This window comes from Brachybacterium sacelli (genome assembly GCF_017876545.1).
Classification (GTDB): Bacteria; Actinomycetota; Actinomycetes; order Actinomycetales; family Dermabacteraceae; genus Brachybacterium; species Brachybacterium sacelli.
On the sequence record NZ_JAGIOD010000002.1, the window covers coordinates 999648 to 1018216 of the forward strand.

Annotated in this window: 12 protein-coding genes and 2 tRNA genes; 7 read left to right on the top strand and 7 right to left on the bottom strand. The window is 69.7% G+C overall.

All coding sequences use genetic code 11. The features are described from left to right. Window positions 1–77 precede the first annotated feature (77 nt). From JOF43_RS18910 to JOF43_RS18925, 4 genes are all read right to left on the bottom strand, one after another. Complete coding sequence (locus JOF43_RS18910; RefSeq protein ID WP_209904636.1) at window positions 78–1232, bottom strand: ATP-binding protein; 1155 nt, start codon at window positions 1230–1232, stop codon at window positions 78–80. 66 nt (window positions 1233–1298) lie between these two features. Further along, window positions 1299–2024, bottom strand: a complete 726-nt coding sequence (locus JOF43_RS18915) for an SOS response-associated peptidase (protein ID WP_342592231.1) — start codon at window positions 2022–2024, stop codon at window positions 1299–1301. A gap of 20 nt (window positions 2025–2044) precedes the next feature. Beyond that, complete coding sequence (locus tag JOF43_RS18920; protein WP_209904638.1) at window positions 2045–2950, bottom strand: hypothetical protein; 906 nt, start codon at window positions 2948–2950, stop codon at window positions 2045–2047. Beyond that, window positions 2947–3510, bottom strand: a complete 564-nt coding sequence (locus JOF43_RS18925; protein WP_209904640.1) for a hypothetical protein — start codon at window positions 3508–3510, stop codon at window positions 2947–2949. The genes JOF43_RS18920 and JOF43_RS18925 overlap by 4 nt, the downstream gene beginning before the upstream one ends. 691 nt (window positions 3511–4201) lie before the next feature. Here JOF43_RS18925 and JOF43_RS18930 point away from each other — a divergent pair. Further along, entirely contained in the window at window positions 4202–5533 is a 1332-nt protein-coding gene (locus JOF43_RS18930) for a site-specific integrase (RefSeq protein WP_209904642.1), read from the top strand. Window positions 5534–5614: 81 nt separating this feature from the next. Here JOF43_RS18930 and JOF43_RS18935 read toward each other — a convergent pair. After that, window positions 5615–5687 (bottom strand) — tRNA-Arg (locus tag JOF43_RS18935). 57 nt (window positions 5688–5744) lie between these two features. Then, window positions 5745–10481, bottom strand: coding sequence for a DEAD/DEAH box helicase (locus JOF43_RS18940; RefSeq protein WP_342592232.1), 4737 nt, complete (start codon window positions 10479–10481; stop codon window positions 5745–5747). 173 nt (window positions 10482–10654) lie between these two features. On the opposite strand from JOF43_RS18940, the gene JOF43_RS18945 reads away from it, so the two are divergent. Both JOF43_RS18945 and JOF43_RS18950 read left to right on the top strand, forming a co-directional pair. Next, window positions 10655–11284, top strand: a complete 630-nt coding sequence (locus tag JOF43_RS18945; protein ID WP_209899416.1) for a superoxide dismutase — start codon at window positions 10655–10657, stop codon at window positions 11282–11284. A 265-nt stretch (window positions 11285–11549) separates the two neighbouring features. Beyond that, the gene (locus JOF43_RS18950; RefSeq protein WP_209904646.1) at window positions 11550–12035 is read left to right on the top strand and encodes a single-stranded DNA-binding protein; all 486 of its coding nucleotides are present in this window, start codon (window positions 11550–11552) and stop codon (window positions 12033–12035) included. Window positions 12036–12041: 6 nt separating this feature from the next. On the opposite strand, the gene JOF43_RS18955 is transcribed toward JOF43_RS18950, so the two are convergent. Then, window positions 12042–12581 carry a PPA1309 family protein gene (locus JOF43_RS18955; RefSeq protein WP_209904648.1) on the bottom strand — a complete coding sequence of 180 codons (540 nt, stop codon included), beginning with the start codon at window positions 12579–12581 and terminating at the stop codon, window positions 12042–12044. Window positions 12582–12732: 151 nt separating this feature from the next. Here JOF43_RS18955 and JOF43_RS18960 point away from each other — a divergent pair, with 151 nt between their 5' ends. The 4 genes from JOF43_RS18960 (at window position 12733) to JOF43_RS18975 (ending at window position 18502) form a co-directional block, all read left to right on the top strand. Then, a complete protein-coding gene (locus JOF43_RS18960) occupies window positions 12733–15843 on the top strand; it encodes a UPF0182 family membrane protein (protein ID WP_209904650.1) in 3111 nt (1036 codons plus the stop codon). A 177-nt stretch (window positions 15844–16020) separates the two neighbouring features. After that, window positions 16021–16094: transfer RNA gene (locus JOF43_RS18965), tRNA-Met, on the top strand. A 303-nt stretch (window positions 16095–16397) separates the two neighbouring features. After that, the gene (locus tag JOF43_RS18970) at window positions 16398–17909 is read left to right on the top strand and encodes an APC family permease (protein ID WP_209904652.1); all 1512 of its coding nucleotides are present in this window, start codon (window positions 16398–16400) and stop codon (window positions 17907–17909) included. Continuing rightward, window positions 17906–18502 carry a GNAT family N-acetyltransferase gene (locus JOF43_RS18975; RefSeq protein WP_209904654.1) on the top strand — a complete coding sequence of 199 codons (597 nt, stop codon included), beginning with the start codon at window positions 17906–17908 and terminating at the stop codon, window positions 18500–18502. Before JOF43_RS18970 ends, JOF43_RS18975 begins: the two co-directional genes overlap by 4 nt. Window positions 18503–18569 lie beyond the last annotated feature (67 nt).

Consider the following 18569-nt stretch of genomic DNA (forward strand, 5'->3'; position numbering starts at 1 on the left):
GGCTCTGCCCGCGTGGTCCCTGGTGCGGTGTCGGCCATATCGAATCCTCTCGTGGGCGTGGATGCACGCCCCGCGTGTCAGGGTCGGTCCGCCGAACCGGTGCCGTTCATGTCCCCGAAGGCATCGTGCGCGGCGTGCTCGCGCAGGTGGTCGCCGGTGTAGGGGATTGTGAAGCGGACGAGGCCGTGGCCTGCCGGTTCGATGATCCCGTCACGGATGAGTCGTCGTCGGTACTCGCCGGCGTACTGCGGGATGACCCCCAAGCGTTCGGCGATCACTCCGGTGCGGGACGGGCCGTCGTCCTGCGCCATGGCGAGCAGGTACGTGCGATCCACGGGTGACAGCGGGCGCAGGGCGGGCGTGTGGACGTGTCGTCCGAGTCGACGGCGTGCCGCGTCGATGCCGGCTGCGACGGCCTCCACGGTGACGGGGCCGCCGTCCTTCTGGTTGCGTACGGAGTGATAGCCGACGAGCTGGATCATGAACGGGTAGCCCTCGATGGCGTCAGCTGCGCGGTCCAGCGCCTGGGCATCGATCTCGCGGCCGCCGTCGGCGATCGTCTGTGCGAGCGCGGTGCGCACGTCAGGGCGGTTGACGCGGCCGATGTAGTGGTGGTCGGCCCGACGGAGGAAGGTCGTTCCCTCGTGGTCGAGGAGCTCCTCGATCGGGGTGGACAGGCCGGCGGCCGCGAAGGCGAACGGTCGCGTTTCTCGTCGGGCGTACTGGACGATCTCCCCGAGCTTGCGCAGCTCCTCGACATCGGCTGCCTGGATCTCATCGATGGTGAGGACCAGTCCGCGACCTTGCGGGGCGAGGGCGCTGGTGAGCTCGGTGATCTGGGAGCGGAGGGTGGATTCGGCCGGGTAGTGGTCGGTCCAGGAGCCACCGGCTCCGACCGGGCCGATCTCCAGGTCGGCCGACTCGAGCTGCATCGATGGTCTGCCGGAGTGCTGCTGGAGGAGGCGAGGGAGGTGGTCGCGCGTGAGTCGGCCCAGGAGCCCGGAGCTGGAGCTTTCGGTGATGACCAGCCATCCGTCGGTCTCGGCTGCGTGCCGGTAGGCGTCCAGCAGCACTGTCTTGCCCATGCCTCGCTGCCCGGACAGGAGTACGGTCAGCCCTGAGGGATCCATTGGGTCTCCGAAGGCGTCCTCGAACTCGTCGATCAGCTCGTCGCGGCCCACCAGGTGGTGAGGGAAGGATCCGAAGGAGGGGCGGAAGAGGTTCGACGACATGCGCTAAGTATAAAGGAACCAGGCCAGATAAAAAAGTATCAAAAGGCCCCTGGGGCTATGGGCGCGTCACCGAGGTAGGGGTTCGATCAGGCTGGGATCACTGCGGTCGAGCGTGCGGACGTTGTTGACCTGCCGGTCCACGGGGCGAGTGACCAGCTGGCCGGCGATCGCGGTCGAGACGTCTTCGAGGAGCCCCAGCAGCGGCTCTTTCTGGTCCTTCTCGAGCTTCCCGGGAGCGAGCCACTCCTCGAGTGCGTCGTCGGTCAGGAAGACCGGCATCCGGTCGTGGACCTCGCCGCCGGCGTCCCGCGCCTCACGGGTGACGATGGTGAAGGTGATGTCCCAGCTCTCGCCGTCTTCAGCCTTGCGGGCTGCGGTGAGGCCGGCGGCATGCAGCAGGCCCCCATTGGGGTGGTGGATGAAGTACGGGTCCTTACCGTCGTCAGCAGCGACCCATTCGTAGTAGCCAGTCATCGGTACGACGGCGCGACCGCTCGAGAATGGTCCGCGGAACATCCCGTTCGTCGCGATCGTCTCCAGGCGTGCGTTGATCGGTCTCGGGCCCTTGTCCTTCGCCCACGAGGGGTGCAGTCCCCATCGTGCGAGCTCGAGAACGCGGTGCATCTCGCCGTCGTCGTCGACGAACTCGCGCACTACCGGGGCCTTCGTGCGCGGGGCGATGCTGTAGGTCGGCTCCCACTCGGCCGCCCTGTCATCGCTCGTGGCGGTGTAGGCGTGCAGCAAGCCGGCGCCGTCGTATGACAGTGTGAAGCGTCCGCAAATGGTGGCCACCCCCTCGTTGGGATCTCCACCTAGTATGCCTCGTCGCGCAATGGGCGCCGGGTCCGCACTCGATGCCACGATCGACGCACCGCCAGTCGGAGCGGGATGGTCGAGCGCCGCTGAGCCCGGCGCGCTCGCACTGGATCCGGGGCTATCGAGACCAAGTAGTCGAGTGAAGCGGCGACCTTCGCGGAGCTGGTCAGAGCGTAGAACGGGGTGATGGCGTACTCCGGGTACACCTTGGAGTATTGGGTCGAGAACAGCCACCCGCTCAATGGCGGTTCGAGCGCCCACGGAGTGGGAATGTCGCCGGTCAGGCGTCCTGTAATACCCGGGCGGAACGAGCCGGTCCACCGCAGGTCCTCCAGGATTCCCATGCGGCCGAGCAGTCGCATGTGCTCGAGGTACTCTCGTGGACTGCTCACCTCATCGCCGCGACTGGGCCAGGTCCGGTTGTCGGCGTAGGACGCGCGCAGGTAGGGAAGATCCAGCGCCTTCGCAACGTGGACCCGGTGTCGTCCGTCCAGTGACACTGCGTACGTGGGGCCGTTCGGGCCATCGAAGCGGCGCAAGGAGACGACTCCTATGTGGTCGATCCATTGTCGCGTAGATCCATCCAGCAGCCCGTGGAGGATTTTGGGGAAGGACTCCGGGTGGTTGTTGACCTCGCCCCACCGTGCTTCGAAGCCGCCTTGGGTGATCTGGTGGACTGGGACCCACGCGGTGATGTGGCGGTGGTCGGGCGCGGACGCGTAGAACGTGACGTCCGTGTCCACTCGAGCGGGTCGCTGGGCAGCGTTCAGCTCCCGCCAACGGTTCTCGAGCCAGTCCTGGACGCTGAGCCCGGAGGCATGGACCTCGCGCCGGCGTGCGGATGCGACCCGACGCAGCTCCGTGTACGCCGGGTCGTCAGATGGCCCCTGATCCGATCTCACGGGGCGAGCGGCAGGACCGCACCACCTGTGCCGACGCGAGCTCGGCGACCGAGCCACCGGGATTCGCCGACAGCCTTGCTGGGCCGAGTGGAGAGGTCGTTCAGGCGTCGCTCGATGTTGACGGAGATGGAACGGGCGGCGATCTCGCGGCCGCGGCGGTCAGTGCGCAGCGCCACCGGGTCGCCCATCGAGTCGAGCCGGCCGGTGGCGATGACGAACCCGCGCACGCTGACCAACACCTCGCGTCCGCGATAAGCCGCAGGCAGCCGGTGTGGTCCCTCCACGGCACGGGAGAGCTGTGCGTCGCTCATGTCCACGACCCGTTGCATGGAGGGGTCGATGTCCAGGCGGATCACGAGGTGTCCAGGGTCGTCAGCGGGCTTGGCGGCGACCTCGCCGCTGGTGGCCAGGGATCGGACGGCGCCGAGGTCGAGCGTGGGGACGAGTCCGTGGTCGACGAGATGGGCCAGGGACGAGCGGTCGATGCCCGCGATGCGTGCGGCGAGGGCGACCGGGACCTGCTCCTCGAGGTCGGGCTTCGTGCTGCGAACGATCGGCATAGCTTGATCATGCCATGCCACCAACGTTCTAGCGAGCATCGCTCAGTTTTCGCGGTACGCTGAAGATTTGTGTGGAGCGCGTTCAGTGCCCACAGGTACGTCTACAGCGATCACCGACGACAGTGGGGAGCACGAGCTTAGCTGGGGTTATGTCGTCCATTGTCCGATAACCGCCATTATCGGACATAAGAGCGTCCGATGGTTTTGTGCGACTATGCGATCGGAGCGCTAATCCGGACTGACGCCGAAGTTCAATGGATTGGGCAGAGGTGGAGTGATGCGTAGTGCGTGCCCAGCGGGCACGTTCTGGGATCCGGCCACCTTGCCGCCCCTTCCTGCGGTGCAGACGCTGGTCGCTCAAGTTCGTGCGCGCACCTGGCGGCTCGGGCGCGCTACGGTGAGGTCGGCGTTGACTCGGTGGTCCACACGGTGTCCACGTCGATAAGCCATCGCCCCCGAGCTCGATGGACCGAGATCGGGGGCGAGTAGCGAAGTGGAGAGGTCCGGCCGTTACCCGGGCCCTCTTACGAGATCCGTCAAGGAGGACCAACGCGATGTCAGGCCCACGTTACTGGGGCTACAACTGCATGGGCAAGCACAGCAATGCGACGGTGTCGCGCAAGGACCATGCGGCTGAGGCCGACTCCAGAGGATACGCGGATGTGTTCGAGGGTCGGGAAGGTCTGGCCCGATGACGCGGCGCAAGACAGCTCCTGGCGACTTCACCAAGATCACTTACTACGTGCGAACAGATCGAGGGGCGTGGCAGTCAGCAGATCCCTCTGATTCCAGCCTCTCGCGCGCAAAGCGCGGTCGGCAGTGGCGCGCCCGCACCCGGATGGGTCTAGCCGATGGGACCACGACAAAGCTCTCCCGTTCGGCTACGACGCCCGCTGCGGCCCTGGCCGCGCTCGAGCTCGTGATCGCCGCTGAACGTCGCAGAACCTCCGGTCCAGAAGCGTCGGTGCCTACACTCGGCGAACTCGTCGATTGGGCTGTGGTTCGAATCGACGAAGGGCGGGATCCGAGCATCAAATCCTCGAACTCGCAGAGAACCTACCTCGGGATTGCATATCGATGGGCTGGCTACTCGCCGTCTGCGGCTGGCGACGATGAGGGTAGAAGGTCACATATCCGGCGGACACGTGAGTACACGTCGCCGATCTATGGGGTCGCAATCGATCGCCTGACTCCGGCCGACCTCGCTGACGAGGTGGAGCGTGTCGAGAACGCCGGCGGTGCCGGGTCTCTCCCGCAGCTGCGTGCAATCTGGCGCAAGGCCATGGCCCGAGGGATCGCACGGCGACACATCAACTCCGACCCCGCAGCTGGGCTCAAACTCCCCAGCCGCAACGCCACACGGGGGAAACGGGTGTACAGCAACGGTTCGACGCGGCCTCGAGACAACTCGCTCGCAGGTGAGCATCTTGCCGAGCTGAGACTCGCCGTGAGGAAGCCGTCGCCGCGGCAGCGCCTCGACGTGTCCGACCTGATCGTCCTCGGCAGTTACACGGGGCTTCGGATCGCAGAAGCAAACTCCCTGCGATGGGTGGACGTTTACCTTGCGGACGAGGACTCGTATCTGAGCGTCCAGGGCCAGGTGTTCGGCTCCGGCGCTGATCGGAAGTGGGAGCCAAAGCTCAAGACGGAATCGAGCCAACGGACCGTCCCGCTGCCCCCTGCCGCTGCAGACCTTCTGCGGTTCCGTCAGGCAAATGCGCTCAAGACCCGCTTGGACGGCTCGGCCACCGGCCCGGGAAGCGACTTCGTGTTCCCGGCCCAGATGGGTGGTGTCCCCGACCTCGCGACCGCGTCGAAGGCGGTGCGCAGGACTCTGGACAGGGCCGGCTTTCCGTGGGTGACGTTCCATACCCTTCGGCGGACTGTGGAGCGCCAGCTGATGGACGCCGGAGTGGACGCCCGCGTGATCATGGCCGTCATGGGTCACGACCCGGCCACCTCATGGTCTGCGTACGTTGACCGCAACGTCGATGTGAGCGCAGTGGCAGGCATTATCCGTTGACGCCTCATGTATCTTTTCTCGCTCTTAACTCGCCCCTCGCCGGTACCGGATGTACCTAATCGGGCGAAAGACCAGGTCAGGTGCCCCCAGCAGGACTCGAACCTGCAACCTACGGATTAGAAGGCCGTTGCTCTATCCATTGAGCTATGGGGGCTGACGGCCCCAGAGTCTACCGAGGATCCGCGGCGGCTCCGGACCGGGTACGGGAACCTCAGCGCCCGTGGAAGCGCAGGCTCTTCGGGGACCGGGAGAACCCGGCGCGCTGCAGAGCCTCGACGGCCCGCCGCATCGCCGCGGACTGCTCCGCCTCCGGCGTGGTCAGGGCGAGGCCGTCGAGCCTTTCGAGGGAGACCCGGCCGAGCCGACCCGCCCCCGCGGCCTCGGCCAGCACGCCGGCGATCTCGTCCTCGACCTCGCGCTCCTCGGGCGACCACCACAGCAGTGATCGTCCGCCCGATTCGAGGTAGGCGGCCGCTCGTCCGCGGAACAGCACGACGTGGGCGCCGGCGCGTCGCTGCGGCCTGCTGCCGCCACCGGCCTCCGGCCACGGCAGGACCGCTCCGAAGGGCGAGGCCGGGTCGATCGCGGAGAGCACCACGGGCCGGTCCGGGGACGGAGCAGTCCGCAGCCGGTCGACGGCGGCGGTCTGGGCGAACTGAGCGGCACCGAGCCCCTCGACGAAGTAGCCGCGCCGCACCGCGCCGGAATCCTCGAGATCGGCGAGCTCACGGAACACGGAGGACCAGCCGCCCGGTACGCCCTCGCTCGCCACGGCACCCCGCGTGAGCAGACCGTGGCGGTCCACCAGCAGGGCGACGCGTGCCGCGCGGCGGGCCGACGGATCCACTGCGGGCACCCGCACGGCGCTCCACCGGCCGAGGGCCGCCGGGCCGGTGAGGGAAGCCAGGGCAGAGTCGTCGGTCTCTGCACGCAGCAGCGAGGCCGACAGCCGCGCCGCGCCGCGCCGGCCGCGCCGGGCCGCCGAGGAACCGGGGCGCCGAGGCGCGGGGGAGGAGCGCGCGGAGGTGCCGCGACCGGGAAGGGCGGCGAGGGAGTCGGGGGTCGCGAGCCCGGCCAGGGCCAGCTCCTCGAGGGCGTCGGCGACCTGGGGCAGCGGGAGGGTGCGCTCCTCGCCGCGGCGTCGTCGCACCGCAGCGGCCAGGTCCGACAGCCGCACCTGCCCCACGGCGTCCTCGAGCGCCTCGAGCACCTGGCTCGGCAGTGAGTCCTCCGCGAGGCTCGCCCGGGCCGCCTCCACGGCGTCGCGGTCGAGACCGAGGGCCAGGGCGTCAGCCAGGTGCAGGCGCACCAGCGGTTCGGCCGACCCACTGCGGCGCGCGGTCGCCAGCACCTCCCCGCGGCCCAGCGCCTCCTCGAGCTGATGGGAGGCCGACGGGCCCAGGCGCACGGGCAGCAGGTCCTCGCGCCACACCTCCAGCGGCGCCTCGAGCCCGGTGAGCTGGTCGACGACGTCGGCCAGCGCCTCCGCCGCCTCCGAGGGATCCTCGGCATCGGCCCCGCCGTGCACCCCCGGCGTCGCGCCGATCCCGTGCCAGTCCACGGTGAAGGCGGTGAAGGTCTCCGGACTCACCGGGGCGATGTCCTGCCGGGCGGCGGCGAGCGAGACCCGGCGGATGCGGCGCAGTATCCCGGCGTCGACCCATTCCTCGCTCTCGCGACCGGGCAAAAAGGCGCCCTTGGCGAGTACCCGACGCGCCGAGAGCTCCGCGAGCGCGCCGCGAGCCGTCGCCGGAGGCACCGGCAGGTCCTCGAGCAGTTCCTCGACGGTGAAGGGGCCGCGGGACCGGGCCCAGCGGGCCACCACCTGCTCGGCGGCGTCCGGCACCTGCTCCAGGACCTCCGGGGCGAGCGTCGCCTCCGCGCCGTGGGGCAGCACCTGGGCCCCGGCGGCGTCACGCCACAGTCCTGTCTCCTCGACCAGCGCGAGATGCTCCTCGTCGTGCCAGCGCAGGGGCATCACCCGGCCGGAGTCCGTGAGCTGATCGATCGCCGTGCGCGCAGCCAGCGGGTCCACCGCCCCCTCGGTCCGCTCGAAACGCGCCAGCACCTGGGCGGGGCTCAGCGGACCCAGTCGCCGCAGGGCGTCGGCGAGGTCCTCGGCGCCGCGGATCGCGCGCTCCGGACTCAGCAGCTGCGCATCCGCGCACACCTGCGCGATCGCCTCCGGCATCAGCAGCTCCCGCAGCGACACGGTCCCCAGCAGCTCCGCGAGCACCGACTGGTCCAGGGTCAGCGCCGCGGTGCGCCGCTCGGCCAGCGGCGCGTCGGCGTCGTAGAGGAACTGCCCCTCGTACCCGAACATGACCGCACGCGCGATGGGGCTGGGCTGGTCGACGTCGACCTCGAGGACCTCGACCCGTCCCGCCTCGAGATCCTCGAAGAAGCGGGTCAGGGCGGGCAGGTCGTACTCGTCCAGCAGGCATTCACGGGCAGCCTCGAGCATCATCGGGAAGTCCGCATGGTCCCGGGCGGCATCCAGCAGGGTCGCGGACCGCTGGCGCTGCTGCCACAGCGGAGCCCGTGAGGTGGGTACGCGGCGGGGCAGCAGCAGTGCCCGCGCGGAGCACTCCCGGAAACGCGCCGCGAACAGGGCGGAGGAGCCCACCAGGTGCTGGACTGTCTGCTCGATGACCTCGGAGGAGAACAGCACCAGCCGGGCCGTCGGCGCGGCGGCTCCCTGCGGCAGGCGCAGCACGATGCCGTCGTCGGAGGCCACGACCTGCACCTGCGAGGCGCCCGACTCCTGCAGCCGGTCGCTGATCGCGAGCGCCCACGGCGCGGTCACCCGCCTTCCCAGGGCGCAGTGCACCACGATCCGCCAGTCCCCGAGGTCGTCGACGAAGCGTTCGAGAACCAGTCTCGAGGCGCTCGGCACCACACCCGCGGACTGCTCCTGCCGCTCGAGCAGCAGATGCACCTGCGCGCGGGCGTCATCGTCCAGGCCGAGCTCCAGCAGCCCGCGCTCCCGCTGCGGCAGATCCTGGCCGGCGATCTCCTCCAGGTACTCCCCGATGGCCCGGCCCAGGGTCGCCGGACGCATCGCCCCGTCGCCGTGCCAGAAGGGGATCCGCCCGGAGAACCCCGGTGCGGGGGAGACGGTCACCCGCTCATGGGTGATCTCCTCGACCCGCCAGCTGGAGGTGCCCAGGGTGATCACGTCGCCGCGCCGCGACTCGTAGACCATCTCCTCGTCGAGCTCGCCGACCCGTCGGGCCTGCTCCTGACCGGCGGCCAGGAACACCGGGAACAGCCCCCGGTCCGGGATGGTGCCGGCGTTGGTGACCACCAGGCGCTGCACGCCGGGTCGCGCGGTGAGCACGCCGCGAGGTCGGTCGTGGACCAGCCGTGGGCGCAGCTCCGAGAAGGCGGTCGACGGGTACCGCCCGCTGAGCATGTCCAGCACGGCGTCGAAGGCGCTGCGGGGGAGGTCCGCATAGGGCGCGGCGGAGCGCACCACCTCGAGCCAGCGTTCGACATCGAGCTCGTCGAGAGCCGCGGCCGACAGGGTGTGCTGGGCCAGCACGTCCAGCGCGTTGCGCGGCACCTCGAGCGGTTCGAGACGGCCCGCGCGCGCCTCGCGCACCATCAGGGCGCTGTGGACGACGTCCAGCGGGTGCAGCGGGTGCAGCCGTCCGCGCGAGACGTCCCCGACCCCGTGCCCGGCCCGGCCCACGCGCTGCAGCAGGGAGGCGACGGCGAAGGGGGAGGAGACCTGCACGACGCAGTCCACCGCCCCCATGTCGATCCCCAGCTCGAGGGTCGAGGTCGCCACCACGCACCGCAGCTCCCCGGCCTTGAGCAGGTCCTCGGTCTGCTTCCGCGCCTCCTTGGACATGGAGCCGTGATGGACCCGGGCGATCTCGTGCCCCGGGAGCTCGGCCTCGCCGTCTCCGTCGGCCCTGGCGTCCCCCTCGGCTCCCGCTCCGGTCACGTCGCTCGCCGCCGTGAGGTCCTCCGTCGCGGGGCAGAGCCGGCGGTGCAGCGCGTTCAGCCGGTCGGTGAGCCGCTCCGCCTGCCGCCGGGAGTTCGAGAACACGATGGTCGAACGGTGCGCCTCGACCTCGGCGAGCACCGCGCGCTCCACGTGCGGCCAGAGGGTGCCCTCCACGTCCTCCTCGTCGATCGCGTCCGGTGGTGGAACGACGTCGTCCATGTCGGGCACCGGCACGGTCACCCCGAGGTCCCAGCGCTTCGACCCCTCCGGGGCGACCACCCGGGCAGCGTTCCCGGCGGGGGAGAGGAACCGGGCGACCTCCGCGGCGGGCTCCACGGTCGCCGACAACCCCAGGCGCTGCGGGCGGCGGCGCACGGGACCCGGGCCGGCCCGGGTGATCAGCGCGTCCAGTCGCGCCAGCGAGAGCGCCAGGTGCACGCCGCGCTTGCTGCCTGCGAGGGCGTGGACCTCGTCGAGGATCACCGTCCTGACGTCGAGCAGGGTCTCGCGCGCGGCCGAGGTCAGCATGAGGAACAGCGACTCGGGGGTGGTGATGAGGATGTCGGGTGGATGGGCGATCAGGCGGCGCCGCTCGGAGGGGGTGGTGTCGCCGGAGCGCACGCCCACCCGCACCGGCGTGATCTCGGCGCTGTGGGCCGCGGCCCGTTCGGCGATCCCGGTCAGGGGCCGACGGAGGTTCCGTTCGACGTCGACCCCGAGCGCCTTCATGGGGGAGACGTACAGGACCCGCGTGCGCTCGGTGGGCACGTGCTCCTCCGTGCGGGCGAACATCAGGTCGTCCAGTGCCCGCAGGAAGGCCGCGAGCGTCTTGCCCGAGCCGGTCGGTGCGATCACCAGGGCGTCCTCGCCTCCGGCCACCGCCTCCCACGCCCCCAGCTGGACCGGTGTGGGGGAGCCCAGCTCACCCGCGAACCAGTCCCGGGTCGCCGGGTGCAGGCTCTCCGGCAGCGCGGGAGCGGGCGGTGTGCTCACGCGGCCATTGTCCCGCGACCGGACGACGAACGGGGCGGATCGGGAAGAAGACCGGGAAGCAACTCGGCAGCACCGGCCCATGCCATGCGCGCCGAAAGGTGGAAGGATGGAGACGTTGCGCTCCGCGGACGGAGCGCGCGAGTACGACCGAACGTCTATCGAAAGGGACTGCCATGGCGGACTACACGCTTCCGGATCTCGACTACGACTACGGGGCGCTCGATCCTTCGATCTCCGGGAAGATCATGGAGCTGCATCACTCCAAGCACCATGCGACCTATGTCAAGGGTGCGAACACGGCGCTGGAGAAGCTGGCGGCGGCCCGGGAGGCCGGTGATTTCGCCACGGTGAACCAGTTCTCGAAGGATCTGGCGTTCAACCTCGGTGGGCACACGAACCACTCGATCTTCTGGAAGAACCTCTCGCCGGAGGGTGGGGACAAGCCCACCGGTGAGCTGGCGCAGGCGATCGATGAGTTCTTCGGGTCCTTCGATGCGTTCCGCGATCACTTCACGGCGGCGGCGCTGGGTATCCAGGGTTCGGGCTGGGCGATCCTGGCGTACGAGCCGATCGGTGGCAAGCTCGTGATCGAGCAGTTCTACGATCAGCAGAACGGTGTCCCGGTGGCCACGGTGCCGCTGTTCCAGCTGGACATGTGGGAGCACGCGTTCTATCTCGATTACCAGAACGTGAAGGCGGACTACGTCAAGGCGATCTGGAACATCGTGAACTGGGCCGACGTCCAGAAGCGGTTCGAGACCGCTCGCGCGACCGGCTCCTCGCTGGTCATCCCCCAGGCCTGATCCGATCCGGGCCGGTCCCACCGACCGGCACCGATCCCGAGGGCGCTGCCTGATCAACGTCTCGTCGATGCAGCGGCCGGTCCCCGTCACGGGGGCCGGCCGCTGCGCGTACGCGTCGCCCCGCGCGGATCCTTCCTCCACAGGGGCCGCTCGTCCACAGGATCGCCGGGGGCCTGGTTCCGACACCTGTCCCTGAGGACGCTGAGGACCCTCGGCACCGAGCCGAGGCCGGGACGGAACCCGGCACCTCAGGAAGGACCACACCATGCGCGACATCCACACCACCCTGATGGGCAACGCGACGGCCGATCCCACCCCGCGCGTCCAGGAGAGCGGCGACGACACCGCCCACGTCCGGATCGCCGTCACCGGGCGCTACTACGACTCCTCGAAGGGCGACTTCACCGACCGCAAGACGGAGTTCATCACCGTCTACACCCGGCGGGCGCTGGCCCGCCATCTCGTGGCGTCAGTGAAGAAGGGCCAGCCCCTGGTGGTCACCGGGCGGCTCGGCAGCAGCGAATGGACCACGGATGAGGGCGTCCAGCGGTACAGCCTGACCCTGCAGGCCGAGGCCATCGGCCACGACCTCAGCTTCGGCACCAGCACTTTCACGCGTCCCATGAAGTCCGAGGACGCCCCCAACCTCGATCCCGACAGCGGGGAGGTGCTCCCGGAGACGCCCCAGGAGACTGATTCGGCACTCACCGAGGAGTCGGTCGAGGACCCCGACCTGGCACCGGCGTTCTGAGGTCGCTCAGTCGGCGGGCCGCAGCGTCTGCAGCAGGGCTGCGGAAATGTCGGGCAGCAGCGCGGCGCCGAGGACGTACCCGTGCTCGGCGCCGCGGTGCACGGCTGACCAGGTGGTGCCGTCGGTGTGCGCGGCCACCACCACACGCAGCGCGCGCCCCTCCGGCAGCTCCTCAGCGCCCTCCTCAGCGCGCACGGACCACGCGGTCGGTGCGAGTTCGCAGGCGATCGCGCCACCGGCCGCCAGGTCCGGCCACTGAACGGTCGCCAGCGCGGAGAGCGGGTCCTCACCGCGGGCGTCCTGGGACCCGTCGTCGAGGTCGATCGGGGTCAGCTGCAGATCATCGGGGGCATCCTCGCCCGCGCCGTCGGCGCCGAGCAGCGCCGCCAGCGAGGGGGAGGCGGCCGTCAGCTCTGCGCTGCGGGCCAGCGCGAAGAGCCGGGGCGCGGCCAGCGGCCCGTCCTCGACGTGCCGGGCCACCTCGAGCACCGCGGCGGCGAGAGCGGCGGTGGGTGCGTCGAGCGGGTCCGTGTCGGGAGTTGTCATCGGATCGAGAGGTTCCTCGCAGGTTGACCTGACAGAATGGTGGGGTCGCCGTGCTGGGCACGGCGGCACCACACTGTACCCGGAGACCGGTGCGCCTCTGCGAGGCCGCAGCGACGCCAGCGTCCCCGACACCGAGGCACCGAGGTTTTCCGTGAGTTTCTCCGCCCCCTTCGGCGACACACCCCGGCCGCGCCCGCGTCCGGCCCCCGACGCCAGCGCATCGACACCTCGGAGGATCTCGCCGCTGGGCATCTCCGCGATCGTGGTCGTGGCCCTGGTCATCCTGCTGGTCATCGCCTCCGAGGTGTGGACGAAGTACCTGTGGATGGATCAGCTCGAGTTCACCGACGTGCTCACGACCCGGTGGATCACGCAGGCGGTCCTGTTCTTCATCGGGTTCGTGCTCTTCGCGATCCCGCTGTTCTTCAGCCTGCGCATCGCCTACGTCAAACGCCCCATCTATCCGCCGGTCACGCGCGAGCAGGAGGCCCTCGAGCAGTTCCGGACCGCGGTGGACCCGCTGCGCCGGGGCCTGACCATCGCGGCGCCGCTGATCATCGGGGCCTTCGGGGGGCTGGCGGCCTCGCGCCGGTGGCAGGACGTGCAGCTGTTCATGCATCCGCAGTCCTTCGGGGAGACCGACCCGATCTTCCACAACGACGTCGGTTTCTACGTGTTCACCCTGCCGGTGATCGATCTGGTCGTCTCCTTCGGTCAGTTCGTGATGCTGGTGGCGATCGTCGGTGCCCTCATCGGCCACTTCATCTACGGCGGTGTCGCCTGGGGCCAGGAGAGCGGGCTGGAGGTCACGCGCTCGGCACGGCGTCATCTCGGGGTGCTGGCCGCGATCTACGTGCTGCTGCTGGGCGCCGGCCACTGGTTCCAGCGCTTCGACATGCTGGTCAACCAGCACGAGCGCTTCCACGGCGCTTCCTACACGGACGTCCACGCGATCCTTCCCGCCCAGACGATCCTCGCGATCTCCGCGATCGTGGTGGCGGCCTTGTTCGTGCTGTGGATCTTCCGCTCCGACTGGCGCATCCCCGCGATCGGCGCCGGGCTGATGATCCTGTCGACGCTGGCCGTCGGGAACCTCTACCCCTGGGCGATCCAGCAGTTCCAGGTCCAGCCCAACGAGCGCACCCTCGAGCAGCCGTACATCCAGCGCAACATCGACGCCACCCGCGCCGCCTTCAACATCGACGACGTCGAGGAGGTCTCCTACACGGCGAGCACCGACGCCGAGCCGGGTGCGCTGCGGGAGGACGCCTCGACCACTGCGCAGATCCGTTTGATGGATCCCAACATCATCTCGCCCACCTTCGAGCAGCGTGAGGCGAACCGCCGCTACTGGGGCTTCGACGACGTGCTCAGCGTGGACCGCTACGAGATCGACGGCGAGCTGCAGGACACCGTGCTCGGCGTGCGCGAGCTGCGCCCTGACAAGTTCGAGCTCGACACGCGCTCCTGGGTCGACCAGCACATCATCTACACCCACGGCTACGGCACGGCCGCCGCGTACGGCAACCAGCGCAATGCGGACGGCGAGCCGAGCTTCCTGCAGTCCGGCGTCCCGGGCGAGGGCGCCTTCGGCGACTACGAGGAGCGGGTGTACTTCGGCCGTCACTCCCCGGACTACTCGATCGTCGGTGCCCCGGAAGGGCATGAGCCCGAGGAGTTCGACTACCAGTCCGGCACCGACGGCGAGAACGGTGGGGAGCAGGTCAACAACACCTTCCAAGGTGACGGCGGCCCCTCCGTCGGCGGCTTCCTCAACCAGCTGCTGTACTCGATCAAGTTCCGTGACCCGAACATCCTCATCTCCGACTATCTCAATGAGGAGTCGCAGATCCTCTACGACCGCGATCCGCAGGACCGCGTGCGCGAGGTCGCCCCGTTCCTGTCGCTGGACTCCCAGATGTACCCGGCGGTCGTCGACGACGAGCTGGTGTGGGTCGTCGACGGGTACACCACCACCGACGCCTACCCGTACTCGCGCACCGCCGACCTCGATTCCTCGATCAACGACTCCCAGACCGATCCCGGGGAGTCCGCACAGAATCGCGAGCGCTCGGCGAACTACATGCGCAATGCCGTCAAGGCCACGGTCGACGCCTCCGACGGCTCCGTGGAGCTCTATTCCTGGGACACCGAGGACCCGATCCTGAAGTCCTGGGAAGAGGTGTTCCCGGACGCGCTGAAGCCCGCCAGCGAGATCAGCGGGGAACTCATGAGCCACCTGCGCTACCCGGCGGACTACTTCAAGGTCCAGCGCGAGTTGCTGGGCACGTACCACGTCACCGAGGCGGACGACTTCTTCGGCGCCCAGGACTTCTGGCAGGTCCCGCCGGACCCGACGCAGCCGGCACCGACCAATGCCGACGGCAGCACGGGCGAGCAGGCCGCGCAGCCGCCGATGTATCTGACCATGCAGATGCCCGGCACCCAGGACCCGCGATTCACGCTCTCCTCGAGCTTCATCCCGGCCCAGGGGCAGAACGTGCTGACCGGCTATCTGGCCGTCGACTCCGAGACCGGGAACGCCGAGGGCAATCCGGCCGACAGCTTCGGTGACATGAAGCTGCTGGTGCTGCCTCCCACCAACCCGGTCAACGGCCCGGGGCAGGTGCAGGCGACGTTCAACTCCGAACCGAACGTCTCCCAGGCGCTGAATCTGCTGCAGTCGGGCAACTCCGAGGTGATCAACGGCAATCTGCTGACCCTGCCCGTCGGCGGCGGTCTGCTGTACGTCCAGCCCGTCTACCTGCAGTCCTCCGCCTCCGGCGGCGGCACGCAGTATCCGCTGCTGCAGATGGTGCTGGTCTCCTTCGGCGAGAAGATCGGCTTCGCCCCGACGCTCGACGAGGCCCTCGACCTGGTCTTCGGCGGCGACTCGGGGGCGAGCGCCGGCGACGCCTCGGTCTCGGATCCCGACGGTGCCTCCGGCGCGGTCGACGCGGAGACCGGTGAGGGCACGGTCGAGACGCCCGAGGGGGAGGGGGACGCCTCCGGCGGCGACGAGTCGGCCGAGGGCGAGGCCCCGGCCGGGGATGCCGGCTCCGCCCAGGAGCGGCTCGACCAGGCGCTCGCAGACATGGACGCCGCGGTAGCCGATTCCGACGAGGCGATGGCCGCCGGGGACTGGGCCGCCTACGGCGAGGCACAGGACAGGGTCGCCGACGCCCTGAGCCGCGCCGTCGCTGCCAACCAGGAGCTCGAGGGCACCGGCACCCCGGCGCCCTCGGACGGAGGCGGGGGCTGATCCCTGCCGTGGCCTGAGCCCTGCACGAGGACGCCCGATCTCCCCGGTCACCGACCGTGGGAGGTCGGGCGTCCTGCTGTCCACGCAGGTGAACGGCGTATGGACGTGGCGTGGCGCACGTTCGGGGGGTTTCGGTTGGACGCGGCACGACCAGGGCCGTAAAGTAGTGCATGTCGCCGCGGGGTGGAGCAGTTCGGTAGCTCGCCGGGCTCATAACCCGGAGGTCGTAGGTTCAAATCCTGCCCCCGCTACGAGAAGAAGACCCCTGGTCAGTGGAAACACTGACCAGGGGTTTCTTGCATTGCGGGTGCGAGAGGCCAGTGAATCCTTGTCAATCCGGCGCCCGTGGGGCAGGATCGTCGTTCACCTCACCTGCACCAGGGACGTCCCTCCGGGACGCCGCCGTGGACACCCACTCGCAGCCGGGACGCCACGATCACGATGACGCTCGGTGCGAGGCCCGATCAAGGAGGCTCCGGCACGCCGGCGCCGCCGCGCGTCGGTCGGGCGGCACGGCTGCCGTCCCTGTTCCGTGACTCTCCTCAGGAGTCCTCGTGCCCACCGGCGACACCCCGTCCCCCTCCCCGTCGACCACCTCGCTCGCCGGAAACCGGCTGGGTGTGGCCTCCGTCGTCTTCTTCATCGTCACCGCCGCCACGCCGATGACCGTCGTCGCCGGGGTGGTGACGACGGGATTCGCCATGACCGGCCTCATCGGGATCCCTGTCGGCTTCCTCGTCATCGGCGCCGTTCTGATGCTGTTCTCGATCGGCTACGTGAGGATGGCCCGGTACGTGACCAACGCCGGCGCGTTCTACGCCTACATCGCTCGCGGCATCGGCCGACCCGTCGGAGTCGGCGGGGCCTGGATCGCGCTGCTCGGGTACAACGCCCTGCAGGTGGGGCTGTACGGGCTGCTGGGCTCCTCGGCCGCCCCGCTGCTGGAGCGGTGGACGGGCGTCCTCGTGCCGTGGTGGGGCATCGCCCTGCTGGTCTGGGCCCTCGTGGCGCTGCTCGGGCAGCAGGCGGTCGACGTCAACGGCAGGTTCCTGGCGATCCTGCTGGTCGCTGAGGTCGCCATCATCCTCGTCCTCAGCGTCTCCAACCTGCTGCATCCTGCCGACGGCCTGATCAGCGTCGAGGCGCTGTCTCCCGCGGGGCTGGTCGGTCCCGGCTCCGGGGCGATCCTCGGACTCGCCGTGCTCGGCTTCATCGGCTTCGAGGCGGCGACCGTCTACGCGGAGGAGAGCCGTGACCCGCTCCGGACCGTCCCCCGCGCCACGTACCTCTCCGTCGCGGCCCTCGCGCTCCTGTACACCCTGGCGTCCTGGGCGATGACCGTCGCCACGGGAACGGACGACATCGTGGCGGTCTCCCGCGAGCAGGGTGTCGAGGTGCTGTTCTCACTGGCGGGTGCCCAGTTGGGGGCCACTGTCGCGAACCTCGCCCAGATCCTGCTGATCACCAGCATCGTCGCGGCCGCAGTCTCCTTCCACAACACGGTGGCCCGCTACATGTTCTCGCTCGGCCGCGACGGTGCCCTGCCCTCCGTGCTGGGGCGCACCTCCTCGCGGTCCTCGGCACCGCGTGCGGCGTCCGCGGTGCAGAGCACGATCGGGCTTCTCGTCATCGTCCTCTTCGCCGTCACCGGCCTGGACCCGCAGGTCCGGCTCTTCTTCTACGGCGGAACCTCGGGCGGGCTGGGTGTTCTGATCCTCCTGGTGATCACCGCGCTGGCGATCGTGCGGTTCTTCGCCCGCGGCACGTTCACGGAGGGGATCTGGTCCACCCGTGTCGCCCCGGTCGCCGCCGTCGTGGTCCTGGTCCTCGTGCTCAGCGCGGCGCTGGTCAACTTCGACGGTCTGCTCGGCACCCCGCCGGGCTCGGTGCTGCCGTGGCTGATCCCCACGATCTACGGGGTGGTCGGCCTGGCGGGTATCGGCTGGGGCCTGGTCCTGGCCAGGAAGCGGCCACAGGTGTACGCCGCCGTGGGGGCCGGACCCGAGGCCGCACCTCGCGCGGACCGGGACGGAGCACGTGCTGCCGGGCCCCGGGTGCAACGATGAACGACGTGGGGATCGCCCGGGTGAAGAACGGCGAGGTGGAGGCCGAGGACGTCGCGCGCCTCATAGCGACCGCGTTCAATGCGCTGGACGTGGCGGTGTGGCTCGTCCCCGATCCTGGTGAGCGGCTCGAGGCGATGAGCTCCCAGTTCGCGATCCTGGTCGCCCACGCGCTCGAGCACGGCCGACTCGACATGACCACGGACGGGCACGGCGTGGCGGTCTGGTTCGATCTCACCGTGCCGCTGCCCGAGCCGCCCCGATACGCGCAGCGCCTGCGCCGGGCCTGCGGTGCCCACATCGCGCACTTCGAGATGCTCGACGAGGCATTCGCACGGCACCATCCGGAGGCCCCGCATCATCATCTGGCCTTCCTCGCCGTCCGTGCCGGTCACCAGGGGCGCGGCCGCGGCACGGCACTGCTCGAGCATCACCATCGCGTGCTCGACGAGGAGGGCGTCCCGGGCTATCTCGAGGCCTCCAGTCACGCGAATCGGGAGCTGTACGCACGGCTCGGCTATACCGAGCTCGGCTCCCCGTTGACGTTGCCGGAGGGACCGCACATGTGGCCGATGTGGCGTCCGCCGGCGGGATGAGGGGCGAGCTCCCCACAGCGCTCTCCCGCCGATGCGGTGGTGGGAGGCTCCGGCGGGTACTCCGTGT

Bases quoted from the DNA above. Each gene is read 5' to 3' on its own strand.
- JOF43_RS18950 (WP_209904646.1), top strand. From the start codon at position 11,550: ATGCGCGACATCCACACCACCCTGATGGGCAACGCGACGGCCGATCCC.
- JOF43_RS18945 (WP_209899416.1), top strand. From the start codon at position 10,655: ATGGCGGACTACACGCTTCCGGATCTCGACTACGACTACGGGGCGCTC.
- JOF43_RS18925 (WP_209904640.1), bottom strand. From the start codon at position 3,510: ATGCCGATCGTTCGCAGCACGAAGCCCGACCTCGAGGAGCAGGTCCCG.
- JOF43_RS18955 (WP_209904648.1), bottom strand. From the start codon at position 12,581: ATGACAACTCCCGACACGGACCCGCTCGACGCACCCACCGCCGCTCTC.
- JOF43_RS18910 (WP_209904636.1), bottom strand. From the start codon at position 1,232: ATGTCGTCGAACCTCTTCCGCCCCTCCTTCGGATCCTTCCCTCACCAC.
- JOF43_RS18930 (WP_209904642.1), top strand. From the start codon at position 4,202: ATGACGCGGCGCAAGACAGCTCCTGGCGACTTCACCAAGATCACTTAC.
- JOF43_RS18975 (WP_209904654.1), top strand. From the start codon at position 17,906: ATGAACGACGTGGGGATCGCCCGGGTGAAGAACGGCGAGGTGGAGGCC.